Below are 20,161 nucleotides of genomic sequence, written 5' to 3' on the forward strand. Positions count from 1 at the left end.
CCCATCATGACGCTACCGGCGTATGCACGCGGAGAGAACACACCCGAACTGCTCACCGAGACCATCGGTGCCACGTTGGCACGTACCGTGGCGTCGTTCGGCGACAACGACGCCCTGATCGATGCGCCGACGTCGCGGCAGTGGACCTACACGGAGTTTCACCACGACGTGCGTGCACTCGCGGCCGGCATGCTGCGCCTCGGCGTCAACCCGGGTGACCGCGTGGGACTGTGGTCGCCCAACCGGTCGGAGTGGGTGCTGACCCAGTATGCAGCTGCCGAGATCGGCGCCGTACTGGTCAATCTCAATCCGGCCTATCGGCAGAACGAGATCGAGTACGCACTGACACAGTCGGGTACCTCGGTGGTGTTCGCCGCCGAGCGATTCAAGGATTCCGCCTACGCGTCGATGCTCGCCGAGGCGCGCCCGCGCTGCCCGGAGCTGCGCGAGGTGGTGCTCTTCGAGTCGCCGCAATGGACGCAGTTGCTCGACGATCCCACCGCCGAGGAAGCCGAGCGGCTGGCGCAGATCGCCGCGTCGCTCGACCCCGACGACCCGATCAACATCCAATACACTTCGGGCACAACGGGATTCCCGAAGGGGGCGACGCTGACTCATCGCAACATCGGCAACAATGGCTATCTCGTCGGCGAGCTGCTCGACTACACCGAGTCCGACCGCATCTGCTTGCCGGTGCCGTTCTACCACTGCTTCGGGATGGTGATGGGAAACCTGGCGGCGACCAGTCATGGTGCGGCCATGGTGATCCCGGCGCCGGCCTTCGACCCGCAGGCCACCCTCGCGGCGGTGTCGGACCATCGGTGCACGAGCCTCTACGGCGTGCCGACGATGTTCATCGCCGAACTCGCGCTGCTCGACGAACGCGGCGACGAGCACGGATTCGACCTGTCGAGTCTGCGCACCGGCATCATGGCCGGGTCGCCGTGCCCCGAGCACACCATGCGGCAGGTGGTGGACCGTATGCACATGGGTGAGGTGTCGATCTGTTACGGCATGACCGAGACCTCCCCGGTCTCCACGCAGACCCGGGTCGACGATCCGCTGGAACTGCGGGTCGGCACCGTCGGGCGGGTTGGTCCGCACCTGGAGATCAAGGTCATCGACCCGGTGACCGGCAACACGGTCGGACGCGGTGAGACCGGTGAGTTCTGCACCAAGGGTTACTCGGTGATGAAGGGTTACTGGAACGAGCCGGAGAAGACCGCCGAAGCACTCGACGACGAGGGCTGGATGCGCACCGGTGACCTGGCGGTGATGGACGACAACGGCTACGTGCGTATCACCGGCCGGATCAAGGACATGGTGATCCGCGGCGGCGAGAACATCTACCCGCGCGAGATCGAGGAATTCCTCTACACCCACCCCGACATCCTGGATGCCCAGGTCATCGGCGTACCCGATGAGAAATACGGCGAGGAACTCATGGCGTGGGTCCGCTTGCGGGACGACGCAACCGATTTCACCGCCGACGACCTTCGGGCGTTCGCCGACGGGAAGATCGCGCGACACAAGATCCCGCGGTATGTCCATGTGGTGAAGGAGTTCCCGATGACGGTGACGGGCAAGGTGCGCAAGGTCGAGATGCGCGCGGAGGCCGTCGAGATCCTCGGCATCGGGTCGGCGGCGGAGCGGCGCGGGTGACCGTGATCGACACCCGGGCCGGCCAGACGCAGATCCAGGCGTTCACCCGGTTCGTCGGTGATCGCACAGATCGCACGATCGACGACTACGCATCGCTGTGGCAGTGGTCGGTGGACGAGCCGGCGGCGTTCTGGCGGGCGGTGTGGGACTTCTACGACCTCGGCGCGATCGCCGTGGACGCGCCGCCGGTGACAACCGACGCCGACGTCCTGCAGGATGCGTCGATGCCCGGCGCGCAATGGTTTCCGCACATCTCGCTCAACTACGTGTCTGCCGTGCTGCGCCACCGCGAACGCCCCGGCGCCGCGGTCGTCGGCCTCGATGAGGACGGCCGACGTACCGAACTCACCTGGGCCGAACTGGCCGACGCCGCCGCCGGGTTCGCGCAGACCCTGACCGACCTCGGCGTAGGACGCGCAGATGTGGTCGCCGCCTACCTGCCGGACATCCCGGAGGCGGTGGTCGCCTTCCTGGGAACGGCACATGTCGGTGCCATCTGGTCGGGCTGTGGTCAGGACTATGCGCCCGAGGGGGCCGCCGGACGACTGGCGCAACTGCAGCCGAAGGTGCTGGTCAGCGCGGCCGGCTACCGCTACAGCGGCAAGGTGGTGGACAAGTCCGCCGACAGCGACGAACTCGCACGATTGCTCCCGGAACTGGTGGCCCACGTCGTGGTCGGCGCATCTCCGGTAGCGCGGTCTGCCGGCGGCATCCGGCGGATCGCCTACGCGGATGCCTGCGCTGCCGACGGCTCTGCCCTGCGACCGCAGCCGGTCCCGTTCGACCACCCACTCTGGGTGCTGTTCAGTTCCGGTACCACCGGCAAACCCAAGGGCATCGTGCACGGCCACGGCGGCGTCGTCGTCGAGCACCTCAAAGCGGCCGGTCTGCACGGCGATCTGGGCGCCGACGACGTCTTCTTCTGGCAGACGGCGCTGAGCTGGATGATGTGGAACTTCCAGGTCGCCGGTCTGCTCTGCGGGTCGCGCATCGTCTGTTACTCCGGATCACCGTTGTTTCCCGATGCCGACCGGTTGTGGCAGCTCGTCGAGTCCGAAGGCGTCACCTACTTCGGCACCAGCCCGGGCCAGTTGCAGGCATCCCGCAAGGCCGGCCTGGTCCCGGGCAAGGAACACGACCTCACGGCCCTGCGCACCGTGGGCAGTACGGGATCGACGCTCGCCGCCGACCTGTTCACCTGGGTGGACGAGAACGTCAAGGCGGGACTGCCGATCTCGTCGATCAGTGGGGGCACCGACGTCGTCACCGCGTTCGCCGGAGGGTCCACCGACGTGCCGGTCGTCGCCGGTGAGCTGTCGGTCCGCTACCTCGGTGTCGCGTTGGAGAGTTGGGCGCCCGATCGCACACCCCTGATCGACGAGGTGGGGGAGATGGTGGTGACCGCGCCGATGCCGTCGATGCCGGTGTCCTTCTGGGACGACCCGGACGGCGTGCGCTATCGCCGCGCGTACTTCGAGCACGAATGGGACTCCCCGGACGACGCGCCGGTGTGGCGCCACGGCGATTGGGTCACCGTCACCGATCGGGGCTCGCTGATCATGCACGGGCGCAGCGACGCCACCCTCAACCGCCACGGTATCCGCATGGGATCTGCCGACATCTACGAGGTGGTCGAGGGCATCGACGAGGTCGCCGAGGCGTTCGTGCTCGGTGTCGACGGCCCGGGCGGCGCGTATTGGATGCCGTTGTTCGTCACCCTGGTGCCCGGTGCCGCCCTCGACGACGATCTGCGCCGACGCATCGCGTCCGAGGTGCGGTCCCGACTGTCGCCACGACACGTCCCCGACGAGGTCATCGAGGCGCCGGGCATCCCACACACCCGTACCGGCAAGAAGCTCGAGGTACCGGTCACCGGCATCCTCGCCGGACGCGCCGAGGTCTCCATCGACCCGAAGTCGGTGGACGACTTCGGGCTGATCGACTGGTACGCCGACCAGGGCCGCGCCCACCGCTGGTAGCCGATCAGGGCTGATCGGCCGGAGGTGCGGCCAGGGAGTGAACACGCCGCCCGGTGACGGCTCGGGCATGTACTAGCGTGGGGCGCGACACGCGCTCACCGCGGGGGCGAAGACGACCGAGCAGGAGATGCGATGACCTACCAGCAAGGCGGCGGGTACGGCCAGCAGGGCCAGCAGCCGGGATACGGCCAGCAGGGATATCCGGGGTACTACGGCCAAGGCGCCACCGAGGGCCAGCCGGGGGGCGCGCCCGGTTACGGTCAGCAGGCGGGACAGTCGCAGCCGGGCTCCGGCCACCAGGGCTACGGGCAGCCTGGCTATGGCCAGCAGGGCTACGGCCAGCAGGGTTACGGCCAACAGGGGTATGGCCAGCAGGGGTACGGCCAGCAGGGATATGGGCAGCAGGGCTACGGGCAGGAACAATCCCCGTACGGCCGGCAATACGCGGGTCAGACCCAGCAGTATCCGCAGCAGGGCTACGGCCAGCAGTACCCCCAGGGATATGGCCGGCCCGGATACGGCGCGCCCACACCGGCGGGTCAGGGTCTGCCGGCCAACATCGGCCAGCTGCTCGCCGTCGCCATCGCTGCGGTCGCCGGCGTCGACGCCCTGGTCAGTTTCTGGAACCGAGGTTCCTACCTTCCGTACCTGGTGTTCATCGCGCTGCTCGCGCTGCTGACGTTGCTGCCCAAGGTGCAGGCCAAGGTCGTGGTCCCGGTGGTCGCGGCTGCGGCGGTCGCGACGGCGATCACCCAGATCTACGACGTCAGCTACACCGCCTCCGAGGGCGCCGGCATCATCACCAACTCAGGTGTCGACTACGCCCAGCTGACGCTGAGCATCATCGCCGCCGGGCTCGCGGTGTTCTGGCTGCTCGTCGCCGTGGAGATCATGAAGGTCGCGTCGTCCGACGCCTCCAGCGCCGCCGCCGCACAGCCGGCCGGGGCGCCCACGACCGGCCCGCAGACGTCTGCACCGCAGACCACGGCGTTCGGTGACGCCCAGGCCTCCGCATACGGCAGCGCGACTGCCGGCGCGAGCGCCGCCCCGCAGCCCACCTACGATCCGTCCGCCTACACGCAGAGCCCGTCGACACCCGCTCACGCAAGCGGGACCTCGCCCGGCGGCGCCGTGTCGGAGGCGAAGCCCTACACCCCGGCCGCCGGGGCCGCAGACGCCGGTGGCTCGTCGGCCGGCTACCCGCCGGCCGCGGAGGGCCCCGACGCGACGACAAAGATCAATCGACCCGAACAACACGGCGGCCACTGACCCGCCGGTCTCGTGAAGTGCGTGATGCCCCGTCCATCCGGCGGGGTATCACGTCGTTTCCGGTCTGAACACGTCGTTTCTGGTCACGACGATGCTGCGACGGCTGAGGCGTCTGTCGCTTTCTGAGGTTCACGCGGCGCGTCTGCTCGGCGTGCGTCTGGTCCCGTGTCAGGCTCATAGCCGATGCCACCGACAGCCGAGAGCCTAGCGTCGCGTCTGCGACAGATGCGGCAACTGAACCGTGCGCAAGGGTCGGTGACCGAAGGGTCGGCGCGGGAACTGATCGTGGTGGCGTTCGCGGTTCCGGTCGTCACCATGTTGACGATCGCGGTGGCCACCCTCACCGTTCTGCTGTTCGCGGGCAGCGGCCTCGAGGGCCTCGGCCCGGCGGTCGGCAGCATGTGGCTGGCGATTCATCAGGTGCCGGTGACGATCAGCGGGGTCACGATCGGTGTCCTACCGTTGCTGCCGACGATTCTCATCGCGGTGGGCACCGCGCGAATGGCAGCGTCGGCGTCGGGACCGCAACGGCCGACGAGCGAATTGATCGCGGTACTGTTCTCGGCACTCGGCGGACCGCTGCTGGTGACCGCATTGTCGCTGGCGGTCGTCATGGACGGAACGTCGGTGCTGCCGCTGCAGAGCCCGCCGGCGCTGGTCGCCTTCGCCGCCACCCTCGGCATCCATGGTGGCGCCGCGATCGCCGGCATCGGTTGGCGGCGTCGCACCGACATCTGCGATCGGCTCGCCGTCCCCGCGTCCGTGCGACGTGGGATGCGCTACGGCGCCGCCGGCGTGATCGCCCTGCTCACCGCTGCCGCCGCTGTAGTGGTGGTACGGCTGGCGATGCGCTGGGAGACCGTCGGCGACCTCATCGCCGGCGGCAACGATTTAGATGGTTACCTCGGACTGACCGTGTTGTCGTTGTTGTATCTGCCCAATGTGATCGTCGCCGCCGCCGCCGTGCTCATCGGTGCCGACGTGCATGTCGGCGCCGCGGCTGTCGATCTCGTCGACGTGCAGGGCGGTCCGGTCCCGCCCCTGCCGCTGCTCGGCGTCCTCCCCGACGCGGGCGTCGGCACAATGGGGTTGCTCGGGTTCGTGGTGCCGGCATCGATTGCCGTGGTGGTGGGCCTGCGCTGTCGTGACATCGACCCGCTGGCGAACCTGCGGTCGGTGGCACTGGCCGGCGCCGTGGCAGCCACCGCGATGGTCATCCTGTGTGCATTGGCCGGCGGCGAGCTCGGCGAGTTCGGCAGCACCGGCGTCACGATGCCGACGGTCGGTGTGTTCACCCTCGGCTGGTTCGTGGTGGTCGGTCTCGTGGTGGGATTGATCTACGCGGCGTTGCCGGGAACCCGCCACGCACGCCGCGCGGCCGCTCTCATCGGCCTCGATGAGTACGACCTCGACCAGGACGACGGCTACGACGACGAGTACCTCACCGACGAGTACCTCACCGACGACTACTACCCGGAGGAGTACGTCACCGAGGAATTCGGGACAGACGGGTATGTCGACGACGATGACCGCGGCGGTACGGCAGCCGACGGCGACGACATGGTCGAGTCGGCGACGATCGAGCACGACGCGGTCGGACGTCCCCCCGAGGAGTACGGCGTCGACGACTCCGACGTGTATTACGCCGACGAGTACTCGGCCGACCCCCGCTGACGATCTCCGCTCCGCGACGCGTCTGCTCCGAGAACCCCGGCCACCAGCGGATCGGTGCCGACCACTAGGCTCCCATGTGTGAACGCAGCTGCAGGGCCATCGGAGTCCGCAGTTCGCGTACCCTCCTCGGACCGTGTGCCGATCGTCGTGATGGCCTCGGGCGCCGGATCGTTGCTCGCCGCCCTGATCGGTCGGGCCGAAGGGCAAGCGCCCTACCGTATCGTCGGGATCGTCGTCGACCGGCAGTGTCCGGCCGCCGACATCGCCCACCGCCACGACATCCCTCTGGTCGACTGCCGGGTCGGTGACCATCCGGACCGAGCAGCCTGGGATACGGCATTGACCGAACAGGTGGCCGCGTTCGAGCCGGACTGGGTCGTCACCGCGGGCTTCATGAAGATCCTCGGGCCGGACTTCCTGTCCCGGTTCGGCGGACGAATCGTCAATTCGCATCCAGCACTGCTGCCCTCGTTTCCGGGTGCCCATGGTGTCGCCGACGCATTGGCCCACGGTGTGAAGGTCACCGGTACCACGGTGCATCTGGTCGACGCGGGCGTCGACACCGGCCCCATCCTGGCGCAGGAACCGGTGGCCGTCCGCCCGGACGACACCGAGGACACTCTTCACGAACGAATCAAATCGGTGGAGCGTGAGCTGCTCGCCGACGTGGTGACGAACCTGGTCACCAAAGGTGTAGTGATCGACGGACGAAAGGCCGACATCCCGTGAACCCACAGAGCCCCGCCGACGACACCCGCCGGCCCATCCGTCGCGCGCTGGTCAGCGTCTACGACAAGAGTGGCCTCGACGAACTCGCGACCGCGTTGCACGCAGCGGATGTCGAGATCGTCTCCACCGGTTCGACGGCCAAGAAGATCGCCGACGCGGGTGTCCCGGTGACCGAGGTGTCGGCGCTCACCGGGTTCCCGGAGTGCCTCGACGGCCGGGTGAAGACGTTGCACCCCAAGGTGCATGCGGGCATCCTGGCCGATTCCCGCAAGGCCGGCCACGTCGAGCAGCTGGCCGAACTGGGTGTCGCCGCGTTCGATCTCGTCGTCGTCAACCTCTACCCGTTCACCGAGACGGTCGCCTCGGGTGCCGCCCCGGACGAGTGCGTCGAACAGATCGACATCGGCGGCCCGTCGATGGTGCGCGGGGCGGCGAAGAATCACCCGTCGGTGGCGGTGGTCGTCGACCCCGCCGACTACGACCGGGTTCGCGACGCCGTCGGCGCCGGCGGATTCGATCTCACCGAGCGCAAGCAGTTCGCCGCAAAAGCCTTCCGCCACACCGCAGACTACGACGTGGCGGTTGCCTCCTGGATGTCGAGCGTGGTGGCGCCGGCCACCGATTCGTCGACCTTCCCCGACTGGGTCGGGGCGACCTGGGACCGGTCGGCCGTGCTGCGCTACGGCGAGAACCCGCACCAGGCGGCGGCACTCTACATCGCCGGCACCGGCGGCGGCCTGGCGTCCGCAGAGCAGTTGCACGGCAAGGAGATGAGCTACAACAACTACACCGACGCCGACGCCGCCTGGCGCAGCGCGCACGACTTCGACGCTCCGGCCGTCGCGATCATCAAGCACGCCAACCCGTGCGGCATCGCCGTCGGCGCCGACATCGCCGACGCGCATCGCAAGGCCCACGCCTGCGACCCGGTCAGCGCCTACGGCGGTGTGATCGCCGCCAACCGCGAGATCACCGTCGAGATGGCCGAGCAGGTCGCTGAGATCTTCACCGAGGTGATCATCGCGCCCGGCTTCGCCGACGGCGCCCTCTCGGTGTTGACGCGCAAGAAGAACATCCGTGTGCTCACCGCGACGGCGCCACCGCGCGCCGGGGTCGAGACCCGACCCATCTCGGGCGGCCTGCTGATGCAGCAGCGCGACGTGCTCGACGCCGAGGGCGACGATCCGGCGAACTGGACGCTGGCGGCCGGCGCGCCGGCCGACCCGGATACCCTCGCCGATCTGCTCTTCGCCTGGCGCGCATGCCGCTCGGTCAAGTCCAACGCCATCCTGCTCGCGCACGACGGCGCCTCGGTCGGAGTGGGTATGGGACAGGTGAACCGGGTCGACTCGGCCCACCTCGCCGTCAACCGGGCCGGCGATCGTGCGTCCGGCAGTGTCGCCGCCTCCGACGCGTTCTTCCCGTTCCCCGATGGTCTGCAGGTGCTGCTCAACGGCGGGGTACGTGCGGTGGTCCAGCCCGGCGGCTCGATCCGCGACAACGAGGTGATCGAGGCCGCGTCGGAGGCCGGGGTCACCCTGTACCTCACCGGTGCACGCCATTTCGCGCACTGAGTTCGTCGGCCGGTGAGCCCGGCCGACGTCGCCTTCCTGATCGTCGCCGGATTCGCGGCCGGTCTGATCGGCTACATCACCGGCCTCGCGTCGGTGGTGAGTTATCCCGCGCTGCTTGCCGTCGGGCTGAGCCCCATCGCGGCAAACGTCACCAACACGGTGTCGTTGGTCGCCGTCGGCATCGGCAGCACCGGCCAGTCCGGTCGGGTACTGCTCGACGGGGATCGTCGTCGCCTGATCGGGGGTGCGGTGGCGTCTCTGGTGGGCGGGGCGATCGGCGCGGTGACTCTGCTGCTGACCCCGGCCGACGCCTTTGAGGCCATCGTGCCGTTCCTGGTGGCGCTGGCCGCGCTGGCGTTGCTGGGACAACCGGTGTTGCGCCGTTGGGCGACACGTCATCAGGACCGGCCGGGTGTGTGGTTGCTCGGTCTGGTGCTGATCTCCATCTACGGCGGCTACTTCGGTGCGGGTGCCGGGATCATGGTGCTCGCCTTGATGCTGGTGCTGACCAGCGAACCGTTGTGGCGGGCAGCGCTGTCGAAGTCGCTGTTCCTGGGCATCGCGAACACCGTCGCCGCAGTGGGATTCATGATCTTCGGCCCGGTGCACTGGACCGCGGCACTGGCCATGGCCATCGGGTGTCTGGCCGGCGGTTGGTGCGGTCCGCCGGTGGTCAAACGCCTCCCCGCCGAACCGCTGCGGATCGTCGTCGGGATCGGTGGGCTCGGACTCGCCGTCTGGCTCGCGCTCGGCTGACGTCACCGTTCCGGCGCGACAGCAACCAGAATCCCGCCGATGGCAACCAGAATCCCGCCGATGACAACCAGAATCCCGCCGATGGCGCACAGAGCGTCCGGGATCGTATTCAACCAGGGGGTTGACAAAGCTTCCGCGACGGCGCACAGTCGTATTCAACCGAATGGTTGAGGAGGACGAGTGGCCGACGAGTTGTCCAGGGTGTTCGCCGCACTCGCGGATCCGACGCGACGCGACATGGTTGCGCGGCTGGCGGTCTCGGATGCGACGGTCAGTCAGCTCGCCGAGCCCTACGACGTGAGCATCCAGGCGGTGTCCAAACACCTCAAGGTGCTCGCGGACGCCGGCCTGGTGACCCGCACCAGGGAGGCGCAGACCCGTCCGGTCCACCTGGAAGCGGAGGTGTTCGACCTCATGACCAAGTGGATCGAGCGGTACCGCCGACAGGCGGAGGAGCGTTACCAGCGCCTCGACCGGCTGCTGGAGGAGATGAACGACGGACCCGCAATGCGCACCGGCGGGGACGACAACACCACCGAGAAAGGGAAGGCGTCATGAGCGCAGTACAGACCCGCTACCGCGAGGCGGCGATCGAAGCGGATCAGCAGGTCCCGATCATCCGGATCACCCGGGACTTCCGCGGCACACCGGCCCAGCTGATGAAGGCACACACCGATCCGGAGCTCTTCGTCCGATGGGTCGGGCCGGACTCCATCGACAACCGGATCATCGATTGGGACGTCCGCGACGGCGGAAGCTGGCGGTATGTGTCCTCGCGTGGCGACGAGGAATTCGGCTTCCGCGGCTGCTTCCACACCGTCTCCGACGACAAGATCGTGCAGACCTTCGCCTTCGAGGGGATGCCCGACCACGTGGCTCTGGAGACCCTGTGGCTCGAAGATCTCGGTGACGGCACGACGCGCCTGCACGCACAATCGCTCTGTGACAGTTTCGAAGCGCGCGACGGCTGGCTCGCCTCCGGGATGGACGTCGGAGTGAACGAGGGCTACGCCGCACTCGACGCACTGCTCGGTTCGGGCGAGGTCTGACCATGGCCATCTCCATCGGCGACCTCACCCCCGCCCAGCGGCACCGGGTCGTCGCCGCCGGCTTCGCCGACGAGATTGCCGCCGTGACGGACTGGGATGCGCCGACGCCGGTCGACGGCTGGGTGGCGCGCGACGTCGTCGCCCATCTGGTCGAGTGGTTCGGCGGCTTCCTCGCCGGTGGGGGAGTCCGACTGCCGCCGGCCCCGCCGGTGGCCGACGACCCGGCCGTGGCCTGGCGGGCGCACAGTGCGGCCGTGCAGGCCCTGCTCGACGGGCCTGCGGCCGACGACACGTTCCGCCATCCGATGGCCGGTGAGCATCGGCTCGCCGATGCTGTCGACCGCTTCTACACCGCCGACGTGTTCATGCACACGTGGGATCTCGCGGCGGCCTCCGGGCGCACGGCGGACCTCGACCCGGCGTTCGCCGAACAGTTGCTCGACGGCATGTCCGGCATCGAGGACCTGTTGCGATCGTCGGGACAGTACGGACCGGCGGTGCCGGTGGCCGCGGACGCCGACGCGGTCAGCAGACTGATCGGCTTCATCGGCCGCGACCCCGCCTGGCGGCCCGCGTCCTGAGCGCACGGGCGCGACAACCGCCCGTGCGCTCGGCGGCCACCGGAGTACCGTGGACAAGGTGCCAGAGGAGAACTTCACCGCCCACACCTCCCAGACCACCGAGACCCGCCACCCATCGCCCCGTACCCTGGGTGAACTGCGCGCGAGCGGTCACATCCAGCGCAGCGTGCGTGACGAGATCCGCAACAATCTGCTCACCGCCTTGCGCGAGGGCCGCGATCCGTGGCCGGGCATCGTCGGTTTCGAGGCGACGGTCATCCCGCAACTCGAGCGCGCCCTGATCGCCGGACACGACGTCGTGATGCTCGGGGAACGCGGACAGGGCAAGACGCGCATCCTGCGCACCCTCGTCGGACTTCTCGACGAGTGGACCCCGGTGATCGCGGGTGCCGACCTCGGTGAACATCCGTATGAGCCGATCACTCCGGCGTCGATCCGCAAGGCGGCCAACCTGCTCGACGACCTGCCCATCGAATGGCGTCATCGGAGCCAGCGCTACAGCGAGAAACTCGCGACGCCGGACACCTCGGTGGCCGACCTCGTCGGCGACATCGACCCGATGAAGGTCGCCGAGGGTCGCAGCCTCGGCGACCCGGAGACCATCCACTTCGGACTGATCCCCCGGGCGCACCGCGGGATCGTGGCCATCAACGAATTGCCCGACCTCGCCGAGCGCATCCAGGTGTCGATGCTGAACGTGATGGAGGAACGCGACATCCAGGTGCGCGGCTACACATTGCGGCTGCCGCTCGACGTCATGCTGATGGCCAGCGCCAACCCGGAGGACTACACCAACCGCGGCCGCATCATCACTCCGCTCAAGGACCGGTTCGGAGCGGAGATCCGCACCCACTACCCGCTCGAACTGGACGACGAGATCGCGGTCATCGAGCAGGAAGCCGACCTGACCGCGTCGGTGCCGACCTTTGTCACCGAGATCCTGGCCCGATTCACCCGGTATGCACGTGATCACCCGTCGATCGACCAGCGTTCCGGTGTGTCCGCCAGGTTCTCCATCGCGGGCGCCGAGACGGTGGCCGCTGCCGCGCTGCACCGCGCCACCGTCACCGGCGAGGACGTCCCGGTGGCGCGCGTGGTGGACCTCGAATCGGTGGTCGAGGTGCTGCGCGGCAAGATCGAATTCGAGTCCGGTGAGGAAGGCCGGGAACTCGAGATCCTCGAACACCTGATGCGCAAGTCGGTGGCCGACACCGTCCGCGCGCACCTCGGCGGTATCGACATGGCGGCGCTGGTCGAAGCGCTCGAGAGCGGCGAACCGGTGGTCACCGGTGACCGGGTCACCGCGCACGATTTCCTCGATTCCATCCCGGACCCCGACACCACCGCGGGAGTTCTCGACGAGATCGCCGACCGCCTCGACGCCGAGGCCGAGGGTGAGCGCGCCAGCGCCGTGGAGTTGGCGCTCGAGGGCCTGTTCCTGGCCCGTCGCATCGGCAAGGAAGCCGACGAATCCGGACAGACGATGTATGGGTGAGCCCCGGCGGCGATGCGTGCGGCGAAGTGCGCCGAACCGCCATCCGGGCGAGCGATCCCGACAACCCTGACCTAGGGGGCACAAGCCATGGCCCGCAGAACTTTTCATCGATCCCGATATCAGCGCTACGCGGGTGGACCGGATCCGCTCGCACCACCGGTCGACCTCCGCGAGGCGTTACGCGACATCGGCGACGACGTGATGGCCGGCGCGTCGCCGCAGCGCGCGTTGCGCGAGTTCCTGCGGCGGGGTTCGGAGGACATGCGGGGTCTGGACCGGTTGCGTGAGCAGGTCAACCGCCGACGCCAGGAGATGCTCAAGAAGCGCAATCTCGACGGCACATTCGGCGAGATCCGCGAACTGCTCGATCGGGCGGTTCTGGAGGAGCGCAAACAACTCGCGCGTGACCTCGACGACGACGCGCGCTTCGCCGAGATGCAGATCGGCAGCCTGCCGCCCTCGACCGCCCAGGCCGTCGAGGAACTGTCCGAATACAACTGGCGCAGCCCGCAGGCCCGCGAGGACTACGACAAGATCAAGGATCTGCTCGGCCGGGAACTGCTCGACCAGCGCTTCGCCGGGATGAAGGAAGCCCTCGAAGGGGCCGGTGAGCAAGATCGGCAGCGCATCTCCGAGATGCTCAAGGACCTCAACGAGTTGCTCGACGCGCACAACCGCGGTGCGGACACCACCGAGCAGTTCGACGATTTCATGCGCAAGCACGGCGAGTACTTCCCGGAGAACCCACGCAACACCGAGGAACTCATCGACTCGCTGGCGCAGCGTGCGGCCGCGGCACAGCAGTTCTACAACTCGCTGACTCCGGAGCAACGCGCCGAACTCGATCAGCTCGCCCAGCAGGCGTTCGGTTCGCCCGACCTCATGAGCCAACTGGCCCAGATGGATTCGGCGCTACGCCAAGCGCGTCCCGGGCTGGACTGGGACGATGCGCAGTCCTTCTCAGGCGACCAGCCGATGGGCCTCGGCGAAGGCGCGGCCGCGTTGCGCGACATCTCCGAACTCGAGGCGCTGAGCGAGCAGCTCTCCCAGCAGTATGCCGGTGCGCAGCTGGACGACATCGATATCGATGCGCTCGCACGGCAACTCGGTGATCAAGCTGCGGTCGACGTCCGCACGTTGCAGGAGCTCGAGAAGGCGTTGTCGGAGCAGGGGTTCTTCGATCGGACATCCGATGGGCAACTCCGGCTGAGCCCGAAGGCCATGCGGCAGCTGGGTCAATCGATCTTCCGCGACATCGCCGAGCAACTGTCGGGGCGGGGGGACCGTCAGACCCGGCGCAGCGGCGCACTCGGGGAGCCCACCGGCGCATCGCGGGAGTGGGAGTTCGGTGACACCGACCCCTGGGATGTGACCCGTACGGTGTCGAATGCGGTGCTGCGGACCATCTCGGAGACCGACGAGCCGACGCTGGCGGCCGGCGAGATGGCGCGCGCCGGAGTGCGGATCGATGTGCGCGACGTCGAGACCGCCGAGACCGAGGCACGTACCCAGGCCGCCGTCGTGTTGCTGGTGGACACCTCGTTCTCGATGGAGATGGAGGGCCGGTGGACACCGATGAAGCGCACCGCCATCGCGCTCAACCATCTCGTCTCCACCCGGTTCCGCAGCGACGAGTTGCATCTGATCGCGTTCGGTCGGTACGCGCGCTCGATCGACATCGCGGAACTGACCGGCCTGCAACCGCGGATGGAACAGGGCACCAACCTGCACCACGCACTTCTCCTGGCGCAGCGGCATCTGCGACGGTTCCCCAATGCCCAACCGGTGGTGCTGGTGGTCACCGACGGTGAACCCACCGCCCACCTCGACCCCAGTGGCGAGCCCTTCTTCTTCTACCCGCCGCATCCGCAGACCATCGCGTTGACGGTTCGCGAACTCGATCATGTCGCCCGGCTGGGCGCACAGGTCACATTCTTCCGGCTCGGCGAAGATCCCGGTCTCGCGCACTTCATGGACCAGATCGCGCGACGGATCGGCGGACGGGTGGTGGCTCCCGACATCGACGGACTCGGTGCCGCCGTGGTCGGCGACTACCTGAGTTCGCGGCGCGGTCGGCGCGCCTGAGCCGATCGAATCGGGGTCGTCCTCAGGGTTTTCCCTGTCGTCGGACCCGACGATGCACACTGAAGATCAGGGTGGTTGCGTGCTGCGATCGTCAGTAGGCTCTCCGGTGTGACCACTCCCGACGACCTTCCGGCGCCCGACGATGCGCGGGCGCGTCTGCGTGCGGCGGACGCCGATCGCGAACTGGTGCATCAGATCCTCTCCGCGGCGGTGGAGCGGGGCAGCCTGACGCTGAGCGAATACGAAGAGCGCGCCGGCCGGGCCGTCGCGGCGAAGACGTTCGGCGAGCTCGACGCCCTCACCGACGACCTACCGGTGGGACAACTCGGTGTGCCGATGCCCTTCGTCGGGGAGACGACGGTCAGCCGTGTCGCGCCGCCGTCGGGTCGTCGACCGATCCAACACAGGTTCGCGCTGATGTCGGGGACCGAGTTGCGCGGCAACGTCCCCGTCGGGGATGGCCTCACCGCCACCGCGGTGATGGGCGGTATCGACATCGACCTGCGTGAGGTCGAGTTCACCGCGCCCCAACTCACCATTCGCTGCACCGCACTGATGGGCGGTATCGACATCACCGTGCCTCCGGACGTGGGTGTCGATGTCAACGGTTGGGCCGTCATGGGCGGATTCGGCGGACGTGCGGCCGGTCCGGGAGCGCCCGGGGCGCCGACGGTGCGTGTCGTCGGTCTGGCGTTGATGGGAGCGGTCGAGGTCAAACGCAAGGACCGCGAGCCCCGCCGATAGTTCCGTGCGTGGGACGCGTGCGGGGATGGTCAGGCCAGTAGGAGCGCGATCACGGCGATCGCCGGGATCGACCCGAGGGTCGTGATCAGCGCGGTGTCGCGAGCGAGGATCTGGGCTCGTCGATACCGGGTCGAGTACACCAGCACGTTCTGTGCGGTGGGCAGTGCCGCGATCACCACCTGCGCGAAGAGGTCATGGCCGGTCTCACCGAAACCCCAGCGGGCGATGATGTACACCAGCACCGGCATGGCGACGATCTTCAACACGGTGGCCAGCGCAATGTCGCGGCGGGGACTCTCGCCCTTCTTGAACACCGCGACACCGGTCAGCGAGAGTCCGAAGGCCAGCAGCGCGCAGGGCACCGATGCATTGCCCAGCATTCTCATCGGTTCGAGGATCGCCGTCGGTGGCTGCCGCCCCAGCGCGGACACGGTGAGACCGGCGACGCCGCCGAGCACGATCGGATTGGTGAGCGGAGCGACGACCGCATCGCGCAACGTGGCGGACCGGGACGCGTGGCCGAGTGCGGGATCGGTGACGGTCAGGTCGAGGGTGATGAGCGCGATCGGCGAATAGATCAGGATCTGGAACAACAGCAGCGGAGCGATGAACGAGGCGTCGTCGAGCACGAAGATGGCGATCGGCAGGCCCAGGTTGACGCTGTTCACATAGGAGGCCGCCAGGCCGCCGATGGCGAGTTCGGGGATGTGACGGTGCAGCCAGAGCCGAGCGACCAGCACGTAGACCACCCCGATGACGAGTGCACTGCCGCCAGCGATGACCAGCGTTTTCGAGAAGATCACCGACAGGTCGGAGGTGACCAGCGAATGGAACAGCAGGGCCGGTGTGCAGACGAAGAACACCAGGCGGGACAACACCTCATGGGCGCTCTTGCCGAGGACCCGGGTCCGGCCGAGGAGGTAACCGACACCGACCACGATGAAGATGACGGTGAAACCGGAGACCACGCCAGACACCGGTCGAGTGTATTCACCGTGTGCCGACCGACCCGGCCGGCCACACTCGACATGCGACACGGCGGGCGGACCGTCGGCGCGTCGGGGGCAATTCACTACATTGGAACGACCACCTCGGCCGCACGCCCGGACTGAGGCCGCCGATCTTCACCGACGCCGGGGCGGCGCCCGGGGAAGGATGCATTGATGACCAACCCGAATGACGGCACCCCGAAACCCGAGGGCGAACCGTCGGGAGAGTCGGCCGGGCCGCCGTATGAGAGGCAGCAGGACGGAACCGAGCAAGCCTGGAGCCCGCACTACGGGACGCCACCCGATGGCGACCAGCAATCCGGGACCCAGCCCTACGGCGGCCAAACCTACGGCGGCCAAACCTACGGGGCTGCGCCATACGGCGAGCAGCACGGTGGAGCCCAGCAGTACGGGGGTCAACCATATGGCGATCCCCAATACGGGGCACAGCAGTACGGGGCACAGCAGTACGGGGACCAGCCCTACGGGGCGCAACCTCCATACGGGGCGCAACCTCCATACGGGGCGCAACCTCCATATGGGGCGCAACAGTACGGGGCCCAACCATACGGGTCCCCGCAATTCGGTGGGCCCTACGCGCAGGGTGGGTACCCGACCATGCGGCAGACCAACGCCAAGGCCATCGCCGCCCTGATCTGCGGCATCGGGTCCTTCCTCGCCTGTCCCGGCGTGCTCGGGGTGGTCGCGGTGATCCTCGGCAACTCGGCGCGCGACGAGATCGTCGCGTCGGCCGGCACCCAGGAGGGCGAAGGAATGGCCAAGGCCGGTGTCATCCTCGGGTGGATCTCGATCGCCCTGGTCGTCGTGGCCTTGCTCGTGGTGCTGATCGCGCTGATCATCGGCGCCGTTGCCTCGGTCTGACGACGGCCCCCGACGGCGTTTTGGAGGATACGGCTGCAGCCCGGTAGTCTAGTGAGGTTGTGTGCCGCGCCTGACCGGCCGAAGGCTGTGACAGACCGGGCGCACCGATCGGCGGTCCGACCGATGATATCGGCGGACCCAGCGGAATCATACGTAGGAGAAGGGCTCAACCATGGCTGTACCCAAGCGCCGGATGTCGCGGGCGAACACCCGCAGCCGTCGTTCGCAGTGGAAGGCGGACAACCCCGCTTTGCAAGAGGTGAAGGTGAACGGTGTCGCGCAGCGCATCCCGCGTCGCCTGGTGAAGGCGGCCAAGGCCGGCGTCATCGACCTGGATCGTCGCTGAGCGTTGCCTGCTGACTCCCGCACGGGAGCCACGGCACACCTCTGATCGGACTCGACGACCGCCTCGGACTTTCGAGGCGGTCGTTGTCATGCCCGGAGAGGTTGTGCGCTGAACAGATGGACGCGATGGCCCAATGCTGCAAGAGATCCTGAACGACGTCGGTATCGCGGTGTTCGCCGCCTCCGGCGCGCTGCTCGGTGTCCGCAAGGATTTCGACCTCTGGGGGATCGTCACCGTCGGCGCCCTCACCGGGGTGGGTGGGGGAATCCTGCGCGATGTCATGCTGGGAATCACCCCTCCCTCGTCCATTGAGAACTGGTTGCCGATCGTGATCGCGGCCGCCACCAGCGTCGTCGTGTTCTTCTTTCATCCCGCCTTCGCGCAGTTGCGGCGCAGCGTGTTGCTCTTCGACGCCGTCGGCATGGGTGTCTTCGCGACGAGTGGTGCGGCGATCGCGGTCGATCACCAGGTCAGCGCGTTTGCCGCCACGCTGGTGGGTCTGCTGACCGCCGTCGGTGGCGGCATCCTGCGTGACGTGCTCGCCAACGAGATCCCGTTGCTGCTGCAGCCGGCCGACCTCTACGCGGTACCTGCTCTGTTGGGTGCCGCGGTTGTTGCCCTCGGTGGCGGCCAAACGTCGGTACCGATCTGGATCTGGCTCGTCGCCGGCACGATCGTGGCGACCGGCCTCCGAGTGCTGGGACTCATCTTCGGCTGGCGCCTGCCGACGGCGCCCGCAGGGGTCCGTCGCCGCCGTCGAGAGGCGTGACCACCGCGACTCGGCGTGCCGTCGGCACCGCGGTACGCAGGATCGTGCGCACCTCCTCGAGGAACTCGCCCACCGTGGCGCGTCCGACCGCCGTGTCGGGGAATCGGCTCCGGACCGCCAGCCCGCGGCCGGTACGGGAAATCCAGAACTGTGCATCGTCGGCAGTGGTCACATTCGAGATGTGGTGCGCGTCGATCTCGTCGTGCAGGTCGGCGCCCGGCAGATTGCGGTAGTCGACGTAAGAGACCATGAAGATGTCGTTACGGATCGGCGTGAATCCGCCGAGTGCCGCGATCACCCGCGCGATGGGGACATCCCCGAGCCGCACTGCCCGACGCAATTCGGGTCCGGTCCGCTGGAGGCCTGTGCAGAGGTCGTCGGTACCGTCCACGCGGATGGGGGCGTTGGTGGTGAACCACCCGACGGCGTTGCGCCAGGGCTCGGTGCGGCGTGTGTGCATCGGGAACAGCAGTGACAGTTGCGGACCACCACCGAGTCGGTTGACCGCCTGTGCCATCGCCGACAACACGCCCGCGTAAACGCTGCCGCCGTTACGTCGGCAGAAGTCGGCGAACTCTTCGGTCTCGGACGGGCCGAGCAACGGCCGGACGTCGGCCCCCTGCGGGGCCGTCCCACCCTCACGCACACCGAGGTCGAGCGGAAATGTCGGCGGATGACCGTCGTGCTGGTCGAAGAAGTGCAGCCAGGAGAGCAGCCGGGAGTCCGAAGAGCTGATCTCGGTCGTCTCCGCTTCTGCCGCGCAGTAGTCGACGTAGCTTCCGATCATCGGGAGTTCTTCGGCGGCGAACAGTTCCGGAGAGCGCCGGAAGCCGTGATAGAGACGGTGCACGTCGTCGACGATGATCGACATCGAGTAGGCGTCCACATGCGAGTGGTCGAAACCGCACAGAATCGTGGAACTGTCGGGCCGGTCGATCGCACCCAACAGGTATGCGGGGAACCCGAAGGGATGGCAGGCAGCGTCGAGTGCTGCCCACAGGACTTGTTGGAGCGCCACATCCGACGTCACCCGTACGCCGGGGGTCGCCGCGAGCCGTAGTGCGAGCGGATCGAACTCCTCGCGCACGATGGTGTCGCCGCACTTCACGAACGAACTGTGCAAGGTTCCATGTCGCACGATCAGGGCGTGATAGGCGAGTCCGAGTGCGTGCCGGTCTATCGGGCCCTCGACCCGGAACGCGGCGGCGAGCCACGTGCTGTGTTCGCCTGCGCCGGCGAGATGAATGCCTTGATTGAATGACAGCGGTATCCGAGAGCGTTGCGGCGTCGCGTCTGACGAGTCCACCGACCACGTCAGCAGCTCACCCGATTCCGGGCGAAAACGGTCAATCGTGGTGACGTGCACGTGAGCGCCCCCGGAGTGCACCGATCGAGCGGTGGTGCGTGAGACGCACGACACCTGCCGACTCCGATGCCGGTGATCGCAAACCCGTGCGGATAGACGTCTCCCTCCACTCGAGGATCTCGGTGGAGCACACCGCACCGAGTCGCGAACTCATGCTCGAACACAGCGTAGTCGCCATGGTCGTCGGCCGCTGTGCGGGCGTGGCGGGGCCG

Annotated in this window: 18 protein-coding genes; 16 read left to right on the forward strand and 2 right to left on the reverse strand. The window is 67.9% G+C overall.

Features of this window, described 5'->3' with window-relative positions; all coding sequences use genetic code 11:
* Positions 1-6 precede the first annotated feature (6 nt).
* From NWF22_RS17645 to NWF22_RS17705, 13 genes are all read left to right on the forward strand, one after another.
* Complete coding sequence (locus NWF22_RS17645) at positions 7-1,662, forward strand: AMP-binding protein (RefSeq protein ID WP_160903003.1); 1,656 nt, start codon at positions 7-9, stop codon at positions 1,660-1,662.
* A 32-nt stretch (positions 1,663-1,694) separates the two neighbouring features.
* Complete coding sequence (locus NWF22_RS17650) at positions 1,695-3,641, forward strand: acetoacetate--CoA ligase (RefSeq protein WP_258321439.1); 1,947 nt, start codon at positions 1,695-1,697, stop codon at positions 3,639-3,641.
* 132 nt (positions 3,642-3,773) lie between these two features.
* Positions 3,774-4,910, forward strand: coding sequence for a hypothetical protein (locus tag NWF22_RS17655; RefSeq protein ID WP_160903004.1), 1,137 nt, complete (start codon positions 3,774-3,776; stop codon positions 4,908-4,910).
* A 225-nt stretch (positions 4,911-5,135) separates the two neighbouring features.
* Positions 5,136-6,584 carry a cell division protein PerM gene (locus NWF22_RS17660; protein ID WP_233751271.1) on the forward strand — a complete coding sequence of 483 codons (1,449 nt, stop codon included), beginning with the start codon at positions 5,136-5,138 and terminating at the stop codon, positions 6,582-6,584.
* Between the two features lie 150 nt (positions 6,585-6,734).
* A complete protein-coding gene (purN, locus tag NWF22_RS17665; RefSeq protein ID WP_202398802.1) occupies positions 6,735-7,313 on the forward strand; it encodes a phosphoribosylglycinamide formyltransferase in 579 nt (192 codons plus the stop codon).
* Positions 7,310-8,887: a bifunctional phosphoribosylaminoimidazolecarboxamide formyltransferase/IMP cyclohydrolase gene (purH, locus tag NWF22_RS17670; protein WP_160903007.1), complete on the forward strand. Its 1,578-nt coding sequence runs from the start codon at positions 7,310-7,312 to the stop codon at positions 8,885-8,887. The genes purN and purH overlap by 4 nt, the downstream gene beginning before the upstream one ends.
* A 12-nt stretch (positions 8,888-8,899) precedes the next feature.
* Positions 8,900-9,643: a sulfite exporter TauE/SafE family protein gene (locus tag NWF22_RS17675; RefSeq protein ID WP_160903008.1), complete on the forward strand. Its 744-nt coding sequence runs from the start codon at positions 8,900-8,902 to the stop codon at positions 9,641-9,643.
* A 180-nt stretch (positions 9,644-9,823) separates the two neighbouring features.
* A complete protein-coding gene (locus tag NWF22_RS17680) occupies positions 9,824-10,201 on the forward strand; it encodes an ArsR/SmtB family transcription factor (protein ID WP_160903009.1) in 378 nt (125 codons plus the stop codon).
* Positions 10,198-10,692 (forward strand): SRPBCC family protein, encoded by a 495-nt coding sequence (locus NWF22_RS17685; RefSeq protein ID WP_160903010.1) that lies wholly within the window; start codon positions 10,198-10,200, stop codon positions 10,690-10,692. The genes NWF22_RS17680 and NWF22_RS17685 overlap by 4 nt, the downstream gene beginning before the upstream one ends.
* A 2-nt stretch (positions 10,693-10,694) precedes the next feature.
* Positions 10,695-11,273, forward strand: a complete 579-nt coding sequence (locus NWF22_RS17690; protein ID WP_160903011.1) for a maleylpyruvate isomerase family mycothiol-dependent enzyme — start codon at positions 10,695-10,697, stop codon at positions 11,271-11,273.
* 49 nt (positions 11,274-11,322) lie between these two features.
* Positions 11,323-12,768 (forward strand): sigma 54-interacting transcriptional regulator, encoded by a 1,446-nt coding sequence (locus tag NWF22_RS17695; RefSeq protein ID WP_160903012.1) that lies wholly within the window; start codon positions 11,323-11,325, stop codon positions 12,766-12,768.
* Between the two features lie 87 nt (positions 12,769-12,855).
* Positions 12,856-14,853, forward strand: a complete 1,998-nt coding sequence (locus NWF22_RS17700) for a vWA domain-containing protein (protein WP_160903013.1) — start codon at positions 12,856-12,858, stop codon at positions 14,851-14,853.
* A 108-nt stretch (positions 14,854-14,961) separates the two neighbouring features.
* Positions 14,962-15,597 carry a DUF1707 SHOCT-like domain-containing protein gene (locus NWF22_RS17705; protein ID WP_160903014.1) on the forward strand — a complete coding sequence of 212 codons (636 nt, stop codon included), beginning with the start codon at positions 14,962-14,964 and terminating at the stop codon, positions 15,595-15,597.
* Positions 15,598-15,626: 29 nt separating this feature from the next.
* On the opposite strand, the gene NWF22_RS17710 is transcribed toward NWF22_RS17705, so the two are convergent.
* Complete coding sequence (locus tag NWF22_RS17710; protein ID WP_258321195.1) at positions 15,627-16,574, reverse strand: AEC family transporter; 948 nt, start codon at positions 16,572-16,574, stop codon at positions 15,627-15,629.
* Positions 16,575-16,760: 186 nt separating this feature from the next.
* Between NWF22_RS17710 and NWF22_RS24520 the strand changes: the two genes are divergently transcribed.
* From NWF22_RS24520 to NWF22_RS17725, 3 genes are all read left to right on the forward strand, one after another.
* Positions 16,761-17,468 (forward strand): DUF4190 domain-containing protein, encoded by a 708-nt coding sequence (locus NWF22_RS24520; RefSeq protein ID WP_160903016.1) that lies wholly within the window; start codon positions 16,761-16,763, stop codon positions 17,466-17,468.
* A gap of 172 nt (positions 17,469-17,640) precedes the next feature.
* Positions 17,641-17,814 carry a 50S ribosomal protein L32 gene (gene rpmF / locus NWF22_RS17720; protein WP_160903017.1) on the forward strand — a complete coding sequence of 58 codons (174 nt, stop codon included), beginning with the start codon at positions 17,641-17,643 and terminating at the stop codon, positions 17,812-17,814.
* A 133-nt stretch (positions 17,815-17,947) separates the two neighbouring features.
* On the forward strand, positions 17,948-18,583 hold the full coding sequence (locus NWF22_RS17725; RefSeq protein ID WP_160903018.1) for a trimeric intracellular cation channel family protein: 636 nt from the start codon (positions 17,948-17,950) through the stop codon (positions 18,581-18,583).
* On the opposite strand, the gene NWF22_RS17730 is transcribed toward NWF22_RS17725, so the two are convergent.
* Entirely contained in the window at positions 18,519-20,003 is a 1,485-nt protein-coding gene (locus tag NWF22_RS17730; RefSeq protein WP_309249718.1) for a condensation domain-containing protein, read from the reverse strand. The two genes, NWF22_RS17725 and NWF22_RS17730, sit on opposite strands and share 65 nt — an antisense overlap.
* Positions 20,004-20,161 lie beyond the last annotated feature (158 nt).

Origin of the sequence: Gordonia mangrovi (genome assembly GCF_024734075.1) — a bacterium.
GTDB lineage: Bacteria > Actinomycetota > Actinomycetes > Mycobacteriales > Mycobacteriaceae > Gordonia > Gordonia mangrovi.

Excerpts from the sequence above, each read along its gene's own strand:
- NWF22_RS17725 (WP_160903018.1), top strand. The coding sequence starts at position 17,948 with ATGCTGCAAGAGATCCTGAACGACGTCGGTATCGCGGTGTTCGCCGCC.
- NWF22_RS17690 (WP_160903011.1), top strand. The coding sequence starts at position 10,695 with ATGGCCATCTCCATCGGCGACCTCACCCCCGCCCAGCGGCACCGGGTC.
- NWF22_RS24520 (WP_160903016.1), top strand. The coding sequence starts at position 16,761 with ATGACCAACCCGAATGACGGCACCCCGAAACCCGAGGGCGAACCGTCG.
- rpmF (WP_160903017.1), top strand. The coding sequence starts at position 17,641 with ATGGCTGTACCCAAGCGCCGGATGTCGCGGGCGAACACCCGCAGCCGT.
- NWF22_RS17655 (WP_160903004.1), top strand. The coding sequence starts at position 3,774 with ATGACCTACCAGCAAGGCGGCGGGTACGGCCAGCAGGGCCAGCAGCCG.
- NWF22_RS17660 (WP_233751271.1), top strand. The coding sequence starts at position 5,136 with ATGCGGCAACTGAACCGTGCGCAAGGGTCGGTGACCGAAGGGTCGGCG.
- NWF22_RS17700 (WP_160903013.1), top strand. The coding sequence starts at position 12,856 with ATGGCCCGCAGAACTTTTCATCGATCCCGATATCAGCGCTACGCGGGT.
- NWF22_RS17645 (WP_160903003.1), top strand. The coding sequence starts at position 7 with ATGACGCTACCGGCGTATGCACGCGGAGAGAACACACCCGAACTGCTC.
- purN (WP_202398802.1), top strand. The coding sequence starts at position 6,735 with ATGGCCTCGGGCGCCGGATCGTTGCTCGCCGCCCTGATCGGTCGGGCC.
- NWF22_RS17685 (WP_160903010.1), top strand. The coding sequence starts at position 10,198 with ATGAGCGCAGTACAGACCCGCTACCGCGAGGCGGCGATCGAAGCGGAT.